Origin of the sequence: Microbacterium testaceum, assembly GCF_029761935.1 — a bacterium.
In the GTDB taxonomy this organism is placed as follows: Bacteria; Actinomycetota; Actinomycetes; order Actinomycetales; family Microbacteriaceae; genus Microbacterium; species Microbacterium testaceum_A.
Genome location: NZ_CP121699.1, coordinates 1,282,568 through 1,300,642 on the forward strand (window position 1 = coordinate 1,282,568; position 18,075 = coordinate 1,300,642).

General features: G+C 71.2%; 14 protein-coding genes. 7 read left to right on the forward strand and 7 right to left on the reverse strand.

The annotated features are described in order from the left end of the window. The first annotated feature begins 576 nt into the window (after positions 1-576). The gene (locus QBE02_RS06365) at positions 577-951 is read left to right on the forward strand and encodes an Rv3235 family protein (protein WP_268103502.1); all 375 of its coding nucleotides are present in this window, start codon (positions 577-579) and stop codon (positions 949-951) included. Between the two features lie 102 nt (positions 952-1,053). Here the strand turns inward: QBE02_RS06365 and QBE02_RS06370 are convergent, their stop codons facing one another. Together QBE02_RS06370 and secA are read right to left on the reverse strand one after the other, a co-directional pair. Beyond that, a complete protein-coding gene (locus QBE02_RS06370; protein ID WP_279367566.1) occupies positions 1,054-2,280 on the reverse strand; it encodes a pyridoxal phosphate-dependent aminotransferase in 1,227 nt (408 codons plus the stop codon). Positions 2,281-2,428: 148 nt separating this feature from the next. Next, positions 2,429-5,224 carry a preprotein translocase subunit SecA gene (gene secA, locus QBE02_RS06375; RefSeq protein ID WP_279367567.1) on the reverse strand — a complete coding sequence of 932 codons (2,796 nt, stop codon included), beginning with the start codon at positions 5,222-5,224 and terminating at the stop codon, positions 2,429-2,431. A gap of 183 nt (positions 5,225-5,407) precedes the next feature. Between secA and QBE02_RS06380 the strand changes: the two genes are divergently transcribed. Beyond that, positions 5,408-6,715: a hypothetical protein gene (locus QBE02_RS06380; RefSeq protein ID WP_279367568.1), complete on the forward strand. Its 1,308-nt coding sequence runs from the start codon at positions 5,408-5,410 to the stop codon at positions 6,713-6,715. A gap of 74 nt (positions 6,716-6,789) precedes the next feature. On the opposite strand, the gene hpf is transcribed toward QBE02_RS06380, so the two are convergent. The 5 genes from hpf to mtrA form a co-directional block, all read right to left on the reverse strand. After that, positions 6,790-7,452 carry a ribosome hibernation-promoting factor, HPF/YfiA family gene (gene hpf / locus QBE02_RS06385; RefSeq protein ID WP_279367569.1) on the reverse strand — a complete coding sequence of 221 codons (663 nt, stop codon included), beginning with the start codon at positions 7,450-7,452 and terminating at the stop codon, positions 6,790-6,792. Positions 7,453-7,545: 93 nt separating this feature from the next. After that, entirely contained in the window at positions 7,546-8,214 is a 669-nt protein-coding gene (locus QBE02_RS06390) for a ComF family protein (RefSeq protein WP_279367570.1), read from the reverse strand. A 91-nt stretch (positions 8,215-8,305) separates the two neighbouring features. Continuing rightward, positions 8,306-9,964 carry an LpqB family beta-propeller domain-containing protein gene (locus tag QBE02_RS06395; RefSeq protein ID WP_279367571.1) on the reverse strand — a complete coding sequence of 553 codons (1,659 nt, stop codon included), beginning with the start codon at positions 9,962-9,964 and terminating at the stop codon, positions 8,306-8,308. Next, a complete protein-coding gene (gene mtrB / locus QBE02_RS06400; protein ID WP_279367572.1) occupies positions 9,961-11,640 on the reverse strand; it encodes an MtrAB system histidine kinase MtrB in 1,680 nt (559 codons plus the stop codon). Before mtrB ends, QBE02_RS06395 begins: the two co-directional genes overlap by 4 nt. 7 nt (positions 11,641-11,647) lie before the next feature. Then, positions 11,648-12,328 carry an MtrAB system response regulator MtrA gene (gene mtrA / locus QBE02_RS06405; RefSeq protein ID WP_056226885.1) on the reverse strand — a complete coding sequence of 227 codons (681 nt, stop codon included), beginning with the start codon at positions 12,326-12,328 and terminating at the stop codon, positions 11,648-11,650. A 163-nt stretch (positions 12,329-12,491) separates the two neighbouring features. Between mtrA and QBE02_RS06410 the strand changes: the two genes are divergently transcribed. Genes QBE02_RS06410 through QBE02_RS06430 form a run of 5 tightly spaced genes read left to right on the forward strand, consistent with a single transcriptional unit; the run spans position 12,492 to position 17,983 of the window. Then, complete coding sequence (locus tag QBE02_RS06410; protein ID WP_279367573.1) at positions 12,492-13,853, forward strand: glycerophosphoryl diester phosphodiesterase membrane domain-containing protein; 1,362 nt, start codon at positions 12,492-12,494, stop codon at positions 13,851-13,853. Beyond that, complete coding sequence (locus QBE02_RS06415; protein ID WP_279367574.1) at positions 13,850-14,503, forward strand: DUF4129 domain-containing protein; 654 nt, start codon at positions 13,850-13,852, stop codon at positions 14,501-14,503. Before QBE02_RS06410 ends, QBE02_RS06415 begins: the two co-directional genes overlap by 4 nt. After that, complete coding sequence (locus QBE02_RS06420) at positions 14,500-15,678, forward strand: DUF4350 domain-containing protein (protein ID WP_279367575.1); 1,179 nt, start codon at positions 14,500-14,502, stop codon at positions 15,676-15,678. Before QBE02_RS06415 ends, QBE02_RS06420 begins: the two co-directional genes overlap by 4 nt. Further along, a complete protein-coding gene (locus QBE02_RS06425) occupies positions 15,675-16,682 on the forward strand; it encodes an AAA family ATPase (protein ID WP_056226876.1) in 1,008 nt (335 codons plus the stop codon). The genes QBE02_RS06420 and QBE02_RS06425 overlap by 4 nt, the downstream gene beginning before the upstream one ends. Beyond that, the gene (locus QBE02_RS06430) at positions 16,682-17,983 is read left to right on the forward strand and encodes a DUF58 domain-containing protein (protein WP_279367576.1); all 1,302 of its coding nucleotides are present in this window, start codon (positions 16,682-16,684) and stop codon (positions 17,981-17,983) included. The genes QBE02_RS06425 and QBE02_RS06430 overlap by 1 nt, the downstream gene beginning before the upstream one ends. Positions 17,984-18,075 lie beyond the last annotated feature (92 nt).

An 18,075-nucleotide genomic window follows, 5' to 3' on the forward strand; every position in this document is an offset into this window, starting at 1 on the left:
TCGAGCTCTCCTGCCCCGCAGGCCCGGGCGGTGCGCAGGGTGAGGTCGCTACGTCCGCACAATGGTGGACGTGGTGAGGCCGAGACGGAGAGGCACTCACCCCGCGGACGATTTACCGTGACGACGAACGTCGCACAATCGCCCGGAAGCGATCCCGTCCGGGTGGTCGCGCCAGCGCCCGACGATGCGCGCCGCGACCTCGAGGTCGGGGCCCCTCCGCGCCGGGACGCCGATCCCGAAGGCGTTCACGCGTCCGCCAGCGAGCAGCCCGACTTGACGCGGAGAGCGTCCCTCTCGAGCGACCCGTGGGCGACGAGGTCCGTGGAGCTGGGGGAAAGAGCCGCGGTGCGGAACAGTCGACGCGGCGACGAGAAGAATGACCGCGGCTCCTCCTCAACCTCACCCCGTCGAAAGCCCTCCACAGACACCGCGAAAACTCCATGGCCCGTGCGATGACTGTCCTACTGTCGGCCTCACCCCGACTCGCCGAACGTACGACGCACAGACAGAGGACCCATGCCCGAATCAGCACGGCGACGCGAACCTTCGCGGCGTGCCCAGCAGAACGCCCGTCCAGTGAGCAATCCGGGTCCGGAGCACGCCGCTGACGGCCTCCCCGCCATCGAGGTCTTCGTCGGCAACATGGTCCGCGGTGTCCTCGAGGTGGTCGCCGGCGTCCGTGACCCGGAGCAGTTGGCACGGTGGATGTCCGAAGAGGTCTACCGTGCGCTCCTCGTGCGAACGAGCCTCGCCGCCCGCGCCCGGAGTGCGCGAGGCGTTCAGATGTACCGCGCCGTCCACCATGTCCGCGGCATCCGCCTCTTCTCACCTCGGGAAGGTGCCCTCGAAGCGACCGTCATCGTCTCGGGTCGTCTGCGCACCCGCGCCATCGCCCTCCGGCTCGAGACGATCGAGCGACGGTGGCGCATCACGGCGCTCCACCTGCTGTAAGCCGGCGACCGCCCGACGAGACCGCGCCGACCGGCGAAGTCGCCGACCTCTTCTCGCCCGCTCGCCTGCGACCGTGCGGAAGAGGTCCGCGCCCGCCCGAGGTCAGGGACGCCAGGACGCCAGGAAATTTCCGAGACGCTCGATCGCGTCGGTGATGACGCGGGCCTCGGGGAGCGTGACGATGCGCACGTGATCGGTCGCGGGCCAGTTGAAACCCGACCCCTGGACCAGCAGCACGTGCTCGGCCAGAAGGAAGTCGCGGACGAACTGCGCGTCATCCGGGATCTCGTACACGTCGGGATCGAAGCGCGGGAAGGCGTAGAGCGCCCCCCGCGGCATGACGCACGAGACGCCCGGAATGGCCTCGAGGCCCTGCCACGCGGCATCCCTCTGCTCGTGAAGACGACCGGTCGGGGCGATGAGCGCGTCGATCGACTGCACCCCCGACAACGCCGCCTGCACCGCGAACTGCGCCGGCACGTTCGGGCACAGACGAGTGGATGCCAGAAGGTTGATGCCGTGCAGGAATCCCTGCGCGTGCTCCTTGGGTCCGGTGATCGCGAGCCAGCCGGAGCGGTATCCCGCCACCCGGTAGGTCTTCGAAAGGCCGTTGAAGGTGAGGCAGAGCAGGTCGGGGGCGACCGTGGCCATCGGGATGTGCACGGCGTCGTCGAACAGGATCCGGTCGTAGATCTCGTCGGCCAGCAGCAGAAGCGAGTGCTCCCGGGCGATCTCGGCGATGCCCTCGAGGATCTCGCGCGAGTACACCGCGCCCGTGGGGTTGTTCGGATTGATGACGACGATCGCCTTGGTGCGGGGCGTGACCTTGGAGCGGATGTCCTCGAGGTCGGGCTGCCACTCGCGCTGCTCGTCGCACAGGTAGTGCACGGGCGTCCCGCCGCCCAGGCTCGTCATCGCCGTCCACAGCGGGTAGTCGGGGGCGGGGATGAGCACCTCGTCGCCCTCGTCGAGGAGCGCCTGCATCGTCATCGTGATGAGCTCGGACACACCGTTGCCCAAGAAGACGTGATCGGGGTCGAGGTGGGGGAAGTCGGGCTCCTGCTCGTACCGCGAGACGACCGCGCGACGAGCGGACAGGATGCCGCGGCTGTCGCTGTAGCCGTGGGCGTTGGGAACAGAGGCGATCATGTCGCGCACGATCTGGTGCGGCGCCTCGAATCCGAAGATCGCCGGGTTGCCCGTGTTGAGCTTGAGGATCGAGTGCCCCTCGGCCTCGAGTCGATCGGCCTCGACGAGGGCCTCCCCGCGGATCTCGTACAGGACGTCCTTCAGCTTGGATGACTGGTCGAGGGGGCGCAGCGGGCTCATCGGTTCAGGATATCCCCGGGCCGTCGCGGCCAATCGACACCGCGTGGACCCCTCGGTCGGGCGACTCCCCCGACCGGCGGCCGGACGACGTACCCGGGAACGACGGATGCCGCGCCCCCGACCTCGGGGCGCGGCATCCGTCGTGCGATCACTTCTTCTTGGCGGCGCGACGATCGGCGCGGTTGCTCGCGGCGGGCTCGTCGCTCGGGGCCACCCGCTGCCCGAAGGCTCCGCGGGCGGCGGGAGCCTGCTCGGCCGCGGGCTCTGTCTGCTGCTCGGCCTGACGGAGGCGGTTGGTGGCGGCCTGCTGCACCTGACCACGGTCGTTGCGGACCTCGACCTCGCCGGCGTCGTTGGCCGCGGAGTACTCGAGGCGCTGGGTCTCGACCGGCGTCGGGGCGAGGCCCTTGGCCTCGACCTGAGCCTCGTCACCCTCGACCTTGCGCACCTCGACCTCGAGGTTGTAGAGGAAGCCGACCGACTCCTCTTTGATCTGGCCCATCATCGACTGGAACATCTGGTAGCCCTCGCGCTGGTACTCGATGAGCGGGTCGCGCTGGGCCATGGCGCGCAGGCCGATGCCGTCCTTGAGGTAGTCCATCTCGTAGAGGTGCTCGCGCCAGCGGCGGTCGAGGACCTGCAGCACGACGCGTCGCTCGAGCTCGCGCAGCGCCTGCTCGCCGAGGGCCTTCTCGCGGTTCTCGTACGCGATGCGGGCGTCGGAGATGATCTCTCGCTTGAGTCCCTCGGGCGTGATGCGACCCTTGTTGCCACCCGCCTCGGCCACGACCTCGTCGATCGTGACGCTCACGGGGTACATGGTCTTCAGCTCGGTCCACAGGGCGTCGAAGTCCCACGACTCGGTGTGACCCGAGCCGGTGTGGTCGTCGATGACGGCGGTGATCGCGTCCTCGATGAAGTGCTGCACGCGATCGGCGATGTCGTCGCCCTGGAGCATGTGACGACGGTCGGCGTAGATCGCCTCGCGCTGACGGTTCAGCACGTCGTCGTACTTCAGCACGTTTTTGCGCATCTCGGCGTTGCGCGCCTCGACCTGCGACTGGGCGCTCTTGATCGCGCGCGAGACGAGGCCCGACTCGATCGCGACGTCGTCGGGGAAGTTCGTGCGCGCGAGGATCGCCTCGGCCGCGCCCGACTGGAACAGACGCATGAGGTCGTCGGTGAGCGAGAGGTAGAAGCGGCTCTCGCCGGGGTCGCCCTGACGGCCCGAACGACCGCGCAGCTGGTTGTCGATGCGACGCGACTCGTGACGCTCGGTGCCCAGCACGTACAGGCCACCGGCCTCGACCACCTTCGCGGCCTCTTCGGCCACGGTGTCGCGCACGCTCTGGTAAACGGTGTCCCACTCGGACTCGTAGGCCTCGGGGGTCTCGACCGGGTCGAGGTTCTTCGCCTTCATCTCCTGCACGGCGAGGAACTCGGCGTTTCCGCCGAGCATGATGTCGGTTCCGCGACCGGCCATGTTGGTGGCGACGGTGACGGCGCCCAGGCGACCTGCGCGCGCGACGATCTCGGCCTCGCGCGCGTGATTCTTGGCGTTGAGGACCTCGTGACGCACGCCCTTCTTCGCCAGAAGCCGCGAGAGGTACTCGCTCTTCTCGACGCTCGTGGTGCCCACGAGGACCGGCTGGCCCTTCTCGTGGCGCTCGACGATGTCTTCGACGACCTGCGCGAACTTGGCCGTCTCGTTCTTGTAGACGAGGTCGGACTGGTCCTTGCGGATCATCGGCTTGTTCGTGGGGATGGGAACCACGCCGAGCTTGTAGGTCGACATGAACTCGGCCGCCTCGGTCTCGGCGGTACCGGTCATGCCGGCGAGCTTGTCGTACAGACGGAAGTAGTTCTGCAGGGTGACGGTCGCGAGGGTCTGGTTCTCGGCCTTGACCGGCACGCCCTCCTTGGCCTCGATCGCCTGGTGGATGCCCTCGTTGTAGCGACGACCCACGAGGATGCGGCCGGTGTGCTCGTCGACGATCATGACCTCGTCGTTCATCACGACGTAGTCGGTGTCGCGCTTGAACAGCGCGATCGCCTTGATCGAGTTGTTCAGGAACGAGATCAGCGGGGTGTTGGCCGATTCGTACAGGTTGTCGATGCCGAGGTAGTCCTCGACCTTCTCGATACCGGGCTCGAGTACGCCGATCGTGCGCTTCTTCTCGTCGACCTCGTAGTCGACGCCGGCCTCGAGCGTGCGGGCGAGCTTGGCGAACTCCGCGAACCAGCGGTTGGCTTCGCCGGATGCCGGGCCCGAGATGATCAGCGGGGTGCGGGCCTCGTCGATGAGGATCGAGTCGACCTCGTCGACGATGGCGTAGAAGTGACCGCGCTGCACGAGGTCTTCTTTGCGCCAAGCCATGTTGTCGCGCAGGTAGTCGAATCCGAACTCGTTGTTCGTGCCGTAGCTGATGTCGGCCTCGTACTGCTCGCGGCGCACCTCGGGGGTCTGTCCCGCGACGACCGTTCCCGTGGTCATGCCGAGTGCGCGGTAGACGCGACCCATGAGCTCGGACTGGTAGCTCGCGAGGAAGTCGTTGACCGTGATGACGTGCACGCCCTGGCCGGCGATCGCGTTGAGGTACGCGGGAAGCGCCGCGGTCAGCGTCTTGCCCTCACCGGTCTTCATCTCGGCGATGTTGCCGAGGTGGAGGGCTGCCCCACCCATGATCTGCACGTCGTAGGGACGCTGGCCGAGCGTGCGCTTGGCCGCCTCGCGAACGGCGGCGAAGGCCTCGGGCATGAGCTGGTCGAGCGTCTCACCGGCGTCGTAACGCGCGCGCAGCTCGACGGTCTCGTTGCGCAGCTCGTCGTCGGTGAGCTGCTCGTAGTCCTCTTCGAGCGCTCCGGTCGCTTTCACGACGCCCTGCAGTCGGCGCAGGATGCGGCCCTCGCCGGCGCGCAGCAGTTTCTCGAGCGGATTGGCCACGGAGCATCTCCATCTGTCGGGTGCGGCGCCCGCGTGGACGCCGGCCTGCGAACAGGCATACATCGCCCATGTTATCCGTGTTACCCGTTCGTGACCTGCGAGGAGGCCGCAATCCGAAAGAGGAGTGCGCGCCCGCAGCGAACACACGGCGACGCCGCCGAACCCGACGCCTAGGATCGACCCATGGCCGGTTTCTGGGGCAAGAGGAAGCGCGAAGAGCAGGACGCGGCGGATGCCGATCTGGCACGCCGAGCGGAGCTCGCGATCGTCGCGGCCGACGAGCGCGTGCGCCTGACGTCGGACGAACTCGATTTCGCGCGCGCCGAACTCGGCGACAAGGCGACCGAAGACCTCGCGGCGGCCCTCGACTCCGTGCGCACCCACCTCGCCGAGGCGTTCCAGCTGCACCAGCTGAACCACGACGAGATCCCCGACACCAAAGAAGAACTTCGCACGCGCAACGCCCGCATCATCCAGCTGTCGCAGTGGGCCGAAGACCTGCTCGAAGAGCGCACCCAGGTGCTCCAGCCCAAGATCGACGCCGTGCGCCGCGCCCCCGAGACCCTGGCGCGGGTGCGCGCGGATCGCGACCGGCTCGCCGAGCGCATCCCGAACGCCCGCGAGGTCGTCGACCGGCTGTCCCGCCGCTACAGCGATTCGGCCCTGGCACAGATCGGCGGCAACCCCGAAGAGATCGAGCAGTTGCTCGACTTCGCCGTGCACACCGCGGCCGTCTCGGAGCGCCGCCGCGAAGCGGGCCAGCGCGAGCAGGCGTCGGTCGCCCTCGAGGCGGCCACCGAGGCCGTTCGTCGGGCGGAATCGCTCCTGGATGCCGTGGACACCTTCGAGATCGAAGCTCTCCGCGCCGAGTCGACTCTCGCCGCCGTGGTCGACGACTCCCGCAACGACCTGATCGAAGCGCGCCTCGGCGCGCAGACGCCGGCCGTCGTCCAGGCCATGGCCACGCTGCAGCAGGCCTTGACCGCGCTCCCCGCCTCGGGATCGCGCAGCGATCCCTTCCACGCGCTGTCGTCGCTGCGCCAGGCCAACGCCGATCTCGACCTCGCGCGCGAGCGTGCCGCCCGCCCCGTCCCCTCGCAGGATCAGGTGGAGCACGCGATCGACGACGCCGACCGGCAGATCGCCGTCGCCCGCGGCCTCATCACCGGTCACCGCGGATGGATCGGTGCCGACGCGCGCACCCGCTTCGTCGAGGCCGAACGCCTCCGCGCGGGTCTGCCGCTCGGTCCCGTGCCCGAGGACCAGCGCGAGACGGCTCTCGCGACCGCGCGGCGCGCCGGGTCGCTGGCATCCGAGGCCTTGCAGATCGCTCAGCGCGACATCGAGCAGTCCCGCCCGAACGACTGGGGCGGAGACAACCGCGGCGGCGGGTACGGTCGCGGGGGCGGAATGGGCGGCGGCAACATGGTCGGCGGCATGCTCGGCGGCCTCGTCATCGGCTCGCTGCTGGGCGACATCTTCGACGGCTGAGCCCGCTTTCCACGGCTCGCCCCGCACGACGACGCCCCCGGTCCGAGGACCGGGGGCGTCGTGTCGTTCTCAGGTCAGGATGCGACCCCGACGGCCGGGGCGGCCTGGGTCGCCAGCGCGATCACACCGTAGTCCCAGCCCTTGCGGCGGTAGACGACGCTCGGGTGATCGGTGCGGGCGTCGATGAAGAGGAAGAAGTCGTGGCCGACGAGCTCCATGCGGTCGACGGCGTCTTCGACCGTCATCCACTCGGCGCCGAACTCCTTCTGTCGGATGACCACGGGCGAGTAGTCCTGTTCGTCGGCACCGGTCTCTTGCACGGGCACCGAGCCGGTCGCGACGGCACGCAGCACCTCGACGGAGGCGGGCTCGACGTCGATGCCGGCGAGCTCTCCCGTGCCCTTCTCGAACTTCGCGCCCCGGGGGTGGTTTCGCGCGTCGATGCGCTTGTCCTTCGCCCGGCGCACCTGCTCGGAGATCTTGTCGACCGCGAGGTCGAGGGCCGCGAACTTGTCGGTGTCGGTCGCCTCCGCGCGAACGACCGGGCCCTTGCCGTCGAGCGTGAGCTCGACGGTGTCGTCTTCGAGACGACCGTTGCGATAGGAGCGGTGGGTCACCTTGACCTCGAGCGCTTGAGCGCGCGGCGCCAGGTGCTCGATGCGACTGACCTTCTCTTCGACCACCGAGCGGAAACGATCGGTGATACCGACTCCCACGCCGACGATGTTGGTGTCCATCTGTGACCTCCTTGTTCCGGGTTCCGCCCGGTCTAAGGGCGGAACATCCGTCGCCTTCAGTCATCCTTACGCTAGTAGCCCGCCACCCCCGTGTCACGTCTCAATCACCCGGGATTCACCTTCGATGTTCCTGCGACGCGGCGTGTGCGCCAGCGCCACGGCGATCACCTCGTCCGCCCCCGCCGCGCGCAGGGCGCGTGCTGCCTCGGACAGCGTCGATCCGGTGGTCACGACATCGTCCACGACCACGACGACCCCGCCCGGAACCGGTCGGGCGGCGAAGGCTCCCCCGACGTTCTCGCGGCGAGCGCTGCGACCGAGTCCCCGCTGGTCATCGGTCGCGCGGGCCACCCGCAGCAGTCGCTCGTGCGTCCACCCCGCCCGCCGCAGCAGGATGTCGAGGGGGCGGAAGCCCCGTCGCCGGAAGGCCGCACGCGTCCCCGGCACGGTCGTCACGCGCGCGCCGGTGGGCACCGCGAGACGCAGCACGGCATCGAGCGCCGGGGCCAGGTCACGCGCGAGCCCGGTCCGCCCCTCCTCTTTGAGCGAACGGATGACGCGGGCCGCGACCCCGTCGAACGCGAGCGCGCTCGTGACCGTCATCCCCGATCCGATGGCGCGGCGGATCGGGCTCGGCGCCAGGGCGTCACGGCATCCGGCACAGAGATCGGTGTCGACGACACCGCACCCGGCGCACGCGACGGGGAGCCAGAACGTCAGGGCATCTCGGAACGACGAGGTCAGGGCGGCGGACAGTGACATGCGCTCAGCCTGCTCCGCGGCGCGAGGGCTCCGCTCGCCCCGCCGCCCCATCGGGGCGGAACTGCCCGGACGAGCGCGCTGGGGAGAAGGGTCAGGAGGTCGTGCCCTGCTGGGCGGCGAGCACGCGGATGCCGGTCGCCACCAGGGTCCACGAGCTGCCGCGACGGCTGTAGAGGCGACCGGTGTCGTCGAGGACGCGGACGCTCGTGCTGCCGGCGGCGAGAGTCGTCGCGCCGTCCGGTGCCGCGGCCTCGGTGCCCCGGCCCCCCACATTGAGCTCGCGCAGACGGCTGGCGCCGTCGACATCGGCCAGGACTCCGACCGTGGTGTCATCGAGCCACGCCAGATCGAACGCCCCCTGCTGCGCGAACGACAGCACGTGCGGAACCCCGAGATCCACCTCGCCGCCCTCGCGCTGGATGCCGGCCACCCACACCTCGCGCGTACCCGAGACCGTCACGATCGCCGCGACCCGCGTGCCGTCGCGCGAGATCTGCATCGCACTGATCTCGGAGGCATCGGGCCACGCGTTGCCCACGTTGCGCGGAACGCCCTCGGCCGTGATGACCCGCAGCTGCGTCGGAGCGGCGCTCGGCACGCTCCAGATCGACCCCTCGGCGTCGATCGTGGGCGCGATGAGCCCCGAGCGCTCGTCGAGGAGGAAGGTGCGTCCGTCGGCGAGCGCGCTCGCGACGGTGCCCTGCTGCGTGCGGACGGCCGCCAGACTCCGATCGGCCTCGAGTTCCACCGAGGCCGGCGAGAGCGACTCGATCGCGTCGGAGAGCCCGCCGAGCGACTCGACCGTGTCGCCGGCGAGCGCGCCGAACGCCCCCGCCGTCGTGAGCACGGCCGGAGAGGGGTCGACGCGCGTGACGCGGACCGACACCTCGGACGCGGGGACGGGAGTGCCCTCGACCGTCATCTGGACGTCGCTGATCCCCGCAGTGACGAGACTCTTCGACAGCTGGGTCTGCATGCGGTCCAGCGTCGTCCGGTCGAGGCTCAGAGCGGCCCGCGGCAGCTGCACCTGGGCGACCCCGCTCGACGAGAGCGTCACCGACCGCCCCACCAGGGAGAGCTCGTCGGGGAACGCCGTCTTGACCGCCCCCGCGAGCCACGCACTCGGCTGACCGTCGACCAGGGCCGTCGCCACCCGGCTGGCCACCAGAGCCCGCGGGAACCAGCGGACGTCGGGGACGATGAAACTCCACGTGGGATCGAAGTACGCGATGGATGCCGACTGGTAGACGGTCGGGAACACCTCCTCGTACAGCACGACCCCGTCGGGCGCCGAGGTGATGCGCCACTGATCGTCGACCCGCGCGAGGGTGAACGACAGCGTCTCCGCGGTCCCCGAGGCCGTCGGAGCGTAGGCGCCGTTGGCATCCACTCCCGCCATCGTCGTGAGCGAGACCGTCACCCCGGTGCCGTCGGCGTTCGCGGTGGCGCGGCGATCGGCCAGACGGTCGATCGTGACCCGCGCTCGCGGATCCCACTGCGTCCCGGACGCCAGGAACAGCTTCGCCGTGGCCCAGTCGTCGGCGGGACCGGAGCCGGCGCGGAGGAACCCCTCCACGATCTCGGCGGGAGACGCGTCGTCCTGCGGCCCGTCGGGGACGAACGCGAAGGCCTGCGTGTCGTCGACCTGCGGGCCGCGACCGGGGTTGACGTACCCGGAGGTCGGCAGGCCCGTGCAGGCGGTGAGCACGAGGACGAGGGCGAGGCCGACGAAGGCGATAGCGCGTCTCATGTCGTCTTCCTCACTCCCGGACGGGTGGAGATGGGCTGCGTGAGCCCCAGGGCCTCCAGGGCCCCGCCCTGCTCGTCGTCGGGGACGAGCGGCAGGGGCGAACTGCTGACCGGCTCGCCGGCCCGCGGGAGCGTGAGCACGAAGTTCGAGCCGCGCCCCGGCTCGGACCAGACCGACAGGGTCCCCCCGTGCAGCTTGGCGTCGCCGAGCGCGATCGACAGGCCGAGGCCCGTGCCGCCGATGGTGCGCACGCGCGAGGGGTCGGCGCGCCAGAAGCGGTCGAAGACGCGCTCGACGTCGTCGGGCTGCATGCCCAGACCGAAGTCGCGGACGCCGAGGGCCACGGCATCCCGATCACTGTCGACCGACACCACGATCGGGCGTGCCTCCCCGTGCTCGATGGCGTTGCCGAGGAGGTTGCGCACGATCCGGCGCACGCGCCGGGCGTCCATGTCGACCGGGGTGTACCCGCCCGGCGCGACCAGGCGCACGTCCGAACCGTGCCCCTCGGCGAGCTGCTCCATCGAGAGGATGACGTCTTCGGCGAGGTGGGCCAGGCTCGTCGGCTCGAGCTCGAGCTGCACGGACCCGGCGTCGTACCGGCTGATCTCGAGCAGGTCGGTGAGCAGCACCTCGAAGCGCTGCACCTGCGCGTGGAGGAGCTCGGCCGCGCGGCCGGTGGCGGGGTCGAACTCCTCGCGCTGATCGTTGATCATGTCCGCGGCGAGCTTGATCGTCGTCAGGGGCGTCCGCAGCTCGTGGGAGACGTCCGAGACGAAGCGCTGCTGCACGAGCGAGAGGTCGGCCAGCTCCTTGATCTGCGACTCGATGCTGTCGGCCATCGCGTTGAACGAACGGTTCAGGGTCGCCAACTCGTCCTCGCCGCGCACCGGCAGACGTACCCCGAGATCACCCGCGGCGAGCTTGGCGCTCGTCTCGGCGGCATCCGCGATCGGGGTCGTCACCGATCGGAGGACGAACCACGCGATCGCACCGATCAGCAGGACCAGGACGAGCCCGACCACCCACAGCAGCACCTGCACGAACGCGAGGGTCTGCGAGGCGCTGGTGAGGTCGTATCCCATGTACAGCTCGTAGGAATCGACCCCGTCCTCGGCGGGGAAACGCAGTTGATGACCGACCAGGATGCCGGGAACCTCACGGCCGTCGTCGGCGGGCAGCGCCACCGATTGCCACCACTGCAGATCGGGGCTCGACTGCACCTGCGTGCGCAGGGCATCGGTCACCATGCTCGACTCGAAAGCCGGGGAGATGAAGGGCTGGGGGGCCAGGGGCGAGGGCGGGCCGATGCGGTACAGCGCGATGAGATCGCTCGACGACTGCTGCGACAGGCGCGTCGCGATGCCGTTCATCAACGTCTGCGCGGCGGCGGGATCGGTCGAGTCGACGGCGGCGTCGAGGGTCGCCTGGGCCGCCGCGGTGGCGCGCTGGGCCTCGAGGAGCACCTGGTCCTTGCGGGCCGTGAACAGCTCGTTCTGGATGACGAGCGCCATGGCGACGCAGGTCACGAGGATGGTCGCCGCCGTGAGCGTCACCGTCAGCACGATGGTGCGGAACCGCAGCGAGCGGCGCCACAGGGTGGCCAGGCGGTCGCGCACCACGCGCCAATCCCGCCATCCCCGCACTCGCGGGAGGGTGCGCACCGCCCCCGTCATGAGGGGATCAGGCCACCGCGCCGGCGCGGTAGCCCACGCCGCGCACGGTCGTCACGATGCGCGGGTTGTCGGGGTCGGCCTCGATCTTGGCGCGCAGTCGCTGGACGTGCACGTTAACCAGGCGCGTGTCGGCCTTGTAGTGGTAGCCCCACACCTGCTCGAGCAGCATCTCGCGGGAGAACACCTGCTGCGGCTTCTCGGCCAAGGCGACGAGGAGCTCGAATTCGAGGGGCGTCAGGGCGATCGGGACGTCGCCGCGGCGGACCTCGTGCGCGGCGACGTCGACGACCAGGTCGCCGATGCGCAGCGTCTCGTCGACGGGGGCCTGCACGGGACGCAGACGCGTGCGGATGCGCGCGACCAGCTCCTTCGGGTTGAAGGGCTTCATGATGTAGTCGTCCGCACCCGATTCGAGGCCCTTGACCACGTCGGCCGTGTCGGTGCGCGCCGTCAACATGATGATCGGCACGCCGGACTCGGCCCGCACGCGCGTGCAGATCTCGATGCCGTCGACGCCCGGGAGCATGAGGTCGAGCAGGATGAGGTCGGGACGCTCGGTGCGCCAGGCGTCGACGGCCTGGGCGCCGTCCGCGCAGAACACCGTGTCGAATCCCTCGGTGCGCAGCACGATGCCGATCATCTCGGCCAGCGCGGTGTCGTCGTCGACCACCAGGATCCGTGAAGTCATTCGGGTGCAGGTCTTCCGTCTCGAACCCGCTCGGGGACGGGTGGAGCGCCCCGGGTGAGGACGCGTCGTATCGAGAGTAGTCGACCTGCCTGGGCGACAGGGGTGCGTGTCGGGGGTGTGTGACACGATGAGGGCACCGCCATGTGACGAGGAGGGGCCCCACATGACCGCGTACCCGGCTTGGACACCGGCATCACGACCGGGCATCGTCCCGCTGCACCCCTACGGGTTCGGCACGATCCTGGCCCGCTCGTTCGTTGCTCTGCGGCACAACCCCAAGGTGCTGCTGGGGTTCGCGCTCGTCGTGCAGGCCGTGGCGTACATCCTCGTGACGGTCGCGATCGGCGGGGTGGCGATCGCGAGCTTCTCGCGACTCGACACCGTCGCCCCGGGCAGCGACGAGTTCGACGCGATCACCGCGGGCTCGGTCGCGCTGACCGGTATCACCGCTCTCGTACTGGGGGTGCTGTCGGGAGCGCTCGGCGTCGTCGTCCAGGGCGTCGTCGTCGCCGAGGTCGCCCACGCGGTGGTCTCCGAGAAGCCGACCCTGCGGGCCGTCTGGGGCCGCGTCCGCCCGGTGTTCTGGCGGCTGATCGGCTACAGCGCGCTCACGATCGGCGTCGTGGTGATCGTGGTGGGCGTGCTCGCCGGAATCGTGACGCTGCTGGTGATCGCCGCGACCTGGGTCGGAGCGCTCGTCGGCGTACTGTTCTTCCTCGCGCTCATCCCGCTCTCCCTGTGGCTGACCCCGAAGCTGTTCCTCGTCCCCTCGGTCATCATCCTCGAGCAGGCCCCCGTGTTCCGGGCGATCGCCCGGTCGTGGCAGCTGACCCGGGGGCGCTTCTGGTCGACGCTCGGCGTCATCATCGTGATCTCGATGGCGTTCGGCCTCGTCGCCCAGATCATCTCGATCCCCCTCAGCCTCGTGAGCGGGTTGGTGCCGGCCATCATCGCCCCCACGGGCGACAGCGACGTCAGCGCCGTCATCGGGTTCGTTGCCCTGCAGGTCGTCGGGCAGTTCGGCATCCTCCTCGTCCAGTGCATCGCCCTCGTGGTGCAGTCGACCTCCGCCGTCCTCGTCTACGTCGACGCCCGCATGCGCGTCGAGGCGCTCGATCACGACCTGCAGTCGTACGTCGAGGCCCGCGACGCCGGTGCCAGCGACCTGAACGACCCCTACCTCGTGGGAGTCGGTCGCGTCGTCGAGCGCCCCGCCCCCGTGCCGTTCGGCGCCGCCCCCGCGTTCGCGGGCTACGCGCCGCCGGTGGGCACCGCGGGGTACGCCGCACCCGCCGGATACGGCGCACCGTCGGCCGGAGGTTACGCCCCCGCGCCGCAGGGGTACGCGCCGCCGCAGGGCCCGCCGGCACCGCAGAGCCCACCGGCGCCCCAGGGCTACGCGCCGCCGCAGGGACCCGCGGTCCCGCAGGTGCCGGCGCCCGGCGCGACGACCAAGCCCTCGCCGCCCGCAGCGGACCGCTCGCGAACGACGTGGGCCGCCCCCGGGTCGAGCGAAGACGCGTGATCCCCACCGCGCTGGCGGCGGCGTTCCCGCTGCTCCCCGACCCCGACCAGGCTCGCGAATGGGCCGAGCAGGAACTGCGCGATCCCACCTACCAGGCCGCCGAGCCCACGTTCATCGACCGCATCTCGCAAGCGGTCGGGCGGTTCCTCGAAGACCTCCTGCGCGTCCCTGAAACCGGCGGATGGGGGCCGTCGGCCCTGATCGTGCTGGGCGTCATCGTGGTCGCCGCGATCATCGTCGGCATCCTGATCTGGGGCCGCCCGCGGCTGTCGACGCGCGCCACCGAGCCGGCTCGCGCGCTCTTCGACGACGACGATGCGCGCTCGGCCGACGAACTCCGCGCCGACGCCGCCGCCGCCGCCGGCAGAGGCGAATGGGACGAAGCGATCGTGCTGCGCTTCCGGGCCGTCGCCCGCGGCCTCACCGAACGCGGGCTCGTCGACCCTCCGCCGGGCGCCACCGTGCGCGCGTTCGCCCGCGAGACGGCCACCGCTCTGCCCTCGCTCGTCCCCCTGCTCGATCCGGCGGCGACGACCTTCGACGACGTCCGATACCTCCGCCGCCCCGGCACCGCCGAGCGCTACCGCGCGGTGGCCGATCTCGACGACGCGGCGGTGCGCGCCCGCGCTCTGCCGGTGGCACCCCGATGAGCGCGCCGACGGCGACCGCCGCTCCCGTGCGCTCCCGGCGCAAAGCCGCGCTCGGGTGGGTCGCACTCGTCGTCGGGCTCCTGGTCGTGGCCCTCGTCGGGGGCACCCTCGTCTTCGGCGGATACACGCAGCGCGCGATCCTCGATCCCGAGTCGGCGGGGCCCGAAGGCAGCCGCGCGGCCGTGCGCGTCCTCGAGCAGCAGGGGGTCACGGTCACCGTCGCCCGTGACCGGTCAGCCGCTGAGCGCGCCCTCGCGGGCGGCGGGGCCACCCTCGTCATGCGGGACGCGCCGATGCTGTCGGACGAGGGCCTGCGCGATCTGGCCGGACGCGCCGCCCACGTGGTCCTCGTCGAGCCCCGCTCCCGCGCTCTCGACGTCCTCCTCGACGGCTCGGCGCTCGGGGGCTTCTCCGCCGACCTGGCGACGAGTCCCGAGTGCGCCCTCCCCGCCGCGGCGAACGCCGGAACCGCCCGCGTCGGCGAGCTCCTGCGTCCCGGCGACGGCGTCGACGGGTGCTATCCCGTCGACGGCGAGTTCGGACTCCTCCGCTCCGTCGCGGCCGACGGCACGACGGTGACGGCCCTCGACGGTCTCTCGGTGCTGACCAACACCGCTCTCCCCCTCGACGGCAACGCCGCTCTCACCCTCGGCGTGCTCGGGCAGACCGACTCCGTGGTCTGGTACGTCCCCTCGCTCTCCGACGCGGATCAGGGGACCACCGCCCCCACCCTCGGCGACCTCACCCCCGACTGGGTGACGCCCGCCCTGTTGTTGCTGCTGACCGCGGCCCTCGCGGCCGCGATCTGGCGCGGCCGTCGCTTCGGGCCCCTCGTCGCCGAGCGCCTGCCCGTCACCGTCCGCGCCACCGAGACCACCGAGGGTCGCGCTCGTCTGTACGCCTCGTCCAAGGACGCCGCGCACGCGCTCGACGAGCTGCGCCGCGCCGCCCGGTCGCGCCTGGGCCGACTGCTCGGCCTGACCACGCGCACCTCGCCGAACGACGTCGCCGACGCCGTGGCGCAACGCCTCGGCGCGGACCGCGCCCAGGTGCGCGGCATTCTCGTCGACGACACCCCCCGCACCGACCGCGAACTCGTCGCGGCGGCCGATCGCCTCCGCGACCTCGAAGAGAGCGTGCGCGCCGCCGTCCGAACCGAAGGGACCACCCGATGACTGACAGCCCCGAGACCCCCGCAGCCGCGGCCCCCGTCGCGCGCGGCGACGACCACGCGGAGCTGCGCGACGCGATGCACCGGGTCCGCCTCGAGGTCGGCAAAGCCGTCGTCGGACAGGACGGAACCATCACGGGCTTGCTCATCGCCCTCCTCTCCCGGGGGCACGTGCTCCTCGAGGGCGTCCCCGGCGTGGCCAAGACCCTTCTCGTGCGCTCCTTCAGCCGCGCCCTCGGCCTCGACACCCGCCGGGTGCAGTTCACGCCCGACCTCATGCCCGGCGACGTCACCGGGTCGCTCGTGTACGACGCCCGCGCGGGGAACTTCGAGTTCCGCCCCGGTCCGGTCTTCACCCACGTGCTGCTCGCCGACGAGATCAACCGCACGCCCCCGAAGACGCAGGCGGCGCTGCTCGAGGCCATGGAAGAGCGACAGGTGTCGTCCGACGGCGAGAGCCGCGCGCTCCCCGATCCCTTCCTCGTCGCCGCGACGCAGAACCCGATCGAGCACGAGGGCACCTACACCCTGCCCGAGGCGCAGCTCGACCGCTTCCTCCTCAAGCTCGTCGTCGACCTGCCCGGTCGCGACGCCGAGGTCGACGTGCTGCGGCGGCACGCCTCCGGCTTCGACCCCCGCCGCCTCGACGACGCCGGTGTCGCGCCGGTCGTCACGGCGCCGCAGATCCTCGCGGCTCAGCGTGCCGCGGCATCCGTCGCCGTCGACGACGACCTGCTCGGCTACGTCGTCGACCTCGCCCGCGCGACCCGCCAGAGCCCCTCGGTGCTGGTGGGCGTGAGCCCCCGCGCCTCCACGGGACTGCTGGCCGCGGCCAAGGCCTGGGCCTGGCTGAGCGGCTACCCCGCGATCACACCCGACCACGTGCAGACGATGCTCGTGCCCGTGTGGCGCCACCGGATCCGCCTGCGCCCGGAGGCCGAGATCGAGGGCGTCTCGGTGGATGCCATCCTCACCTCGGTCCTGCAGCAGACCCGCGTTCCCATCTGATGTTCGTCACCGGCCGTCTCGCCCTGCTCATCGCCCTCGGCGTCTTCCCTCTCGTGCTGTTGAGCACAGCGGGGGTTCCGGCGTGGGCGGTCGCCGGCGGATGGGTGCTGCTGTGCGTCGTGCTGGCGGTCGTCGACACGACGCTCGCGGCCGATCCGCGTCGCGTCGAGATCACGCGCACGCACCCCGAGCGGGCGCTGCGCGATGAACCCGTGGCCGGCGAGCTGAGAGTCCGCAACCTCGGCACCCGCCTGCTGCGCGCGCGCGTCCGCGACGCGTGGCAGCCGACGGCCGGGGCCCCCGACGAGCGCCAGCGCTTCACGGTTCCCCCGGGAGAGCGGCGTGCCGCCCCCCTGCCGCTGCTCCCCCGCCGTCGAGGAGAGCTGCGCAGCGCCTTCGTGGTGGTGCGCGCCCTGGGCCCCCTGGGGCTGGCCGGCCGGCAGGGGCGCGTCGACGCCCCCGCCCGGATCCGCGTGCTGCCGCCGTTCACCTCGCGGCGGCATCTGCCGTCTCGTCTCGCCCGGCTCCGCGAACTCGACGGCAACACGAGCCTGCAGGTGCGCGGGCAGGGCACCGAGTTCGACAGCCTGCGCGAGTACGTGCGCGGAGACGACGTGCGCTCGATCGACTGGCGCGCCACCGCCCGCGCGGGGACCACGATGCTCCGCACCTGGCGGCCCGAGCGCGACAGGCACGTCGTGATCGTCATCGACACGGGTCGTACGGCGGCAGCGCGCGTGGGCGACGGGGTGCGCCTCGACGCCGCGATGGAAGCGGCCCTGCTCCTGTCGGTGCTGGCGACGCGCGCGGGCGACCACGTGCACCTGCTGATGTTCGACCGCCTGCCCCGGGCGCGCGTCACCCGCGTCGACGGGACCCAGCTGCTTCCCGCCCTGGTGGATGCCATGGCCCCGGTCGACCCGCAGCTCATCGACACCGACTGGGATGCCGCCTTCGCCCACGTCCGCGGGTTCACCGTGCGCCCGGCGCTGGTCGTCCTGCTCACGGCGGCCGACGACCCCGAGGCCGCGCGGGCCTTCCTCGCCTCGCTCCCCGCGGTCGCCTCGCGCTCGCGCCTGCTGGTGGCCACCGCCACCGACGGCCCCGGAGACACCCCGGTGCACCGCGACGCGTCGGACGTCTACGCCGCCGCCGCGATCGAGCGGGCACGTCACGACGCCGAGCGGGTTGCCACGGCCATCGTGCGCGCCGGGGGCGACGCCGTCTCGGCATCGGCCGACGACCTGCCGCCCCTCGTCGCCGACCGTTACCTGGCGCTGAAGGCCGCCGGTCGGCTGTAGCACACCCACCCCCCATGCAGCCTGCGACATATCTCGCGGCTTATCCTGGGGGGTACCCTTCCAGCCGTCGATGCGTTCCCTCCGCGCCCGGC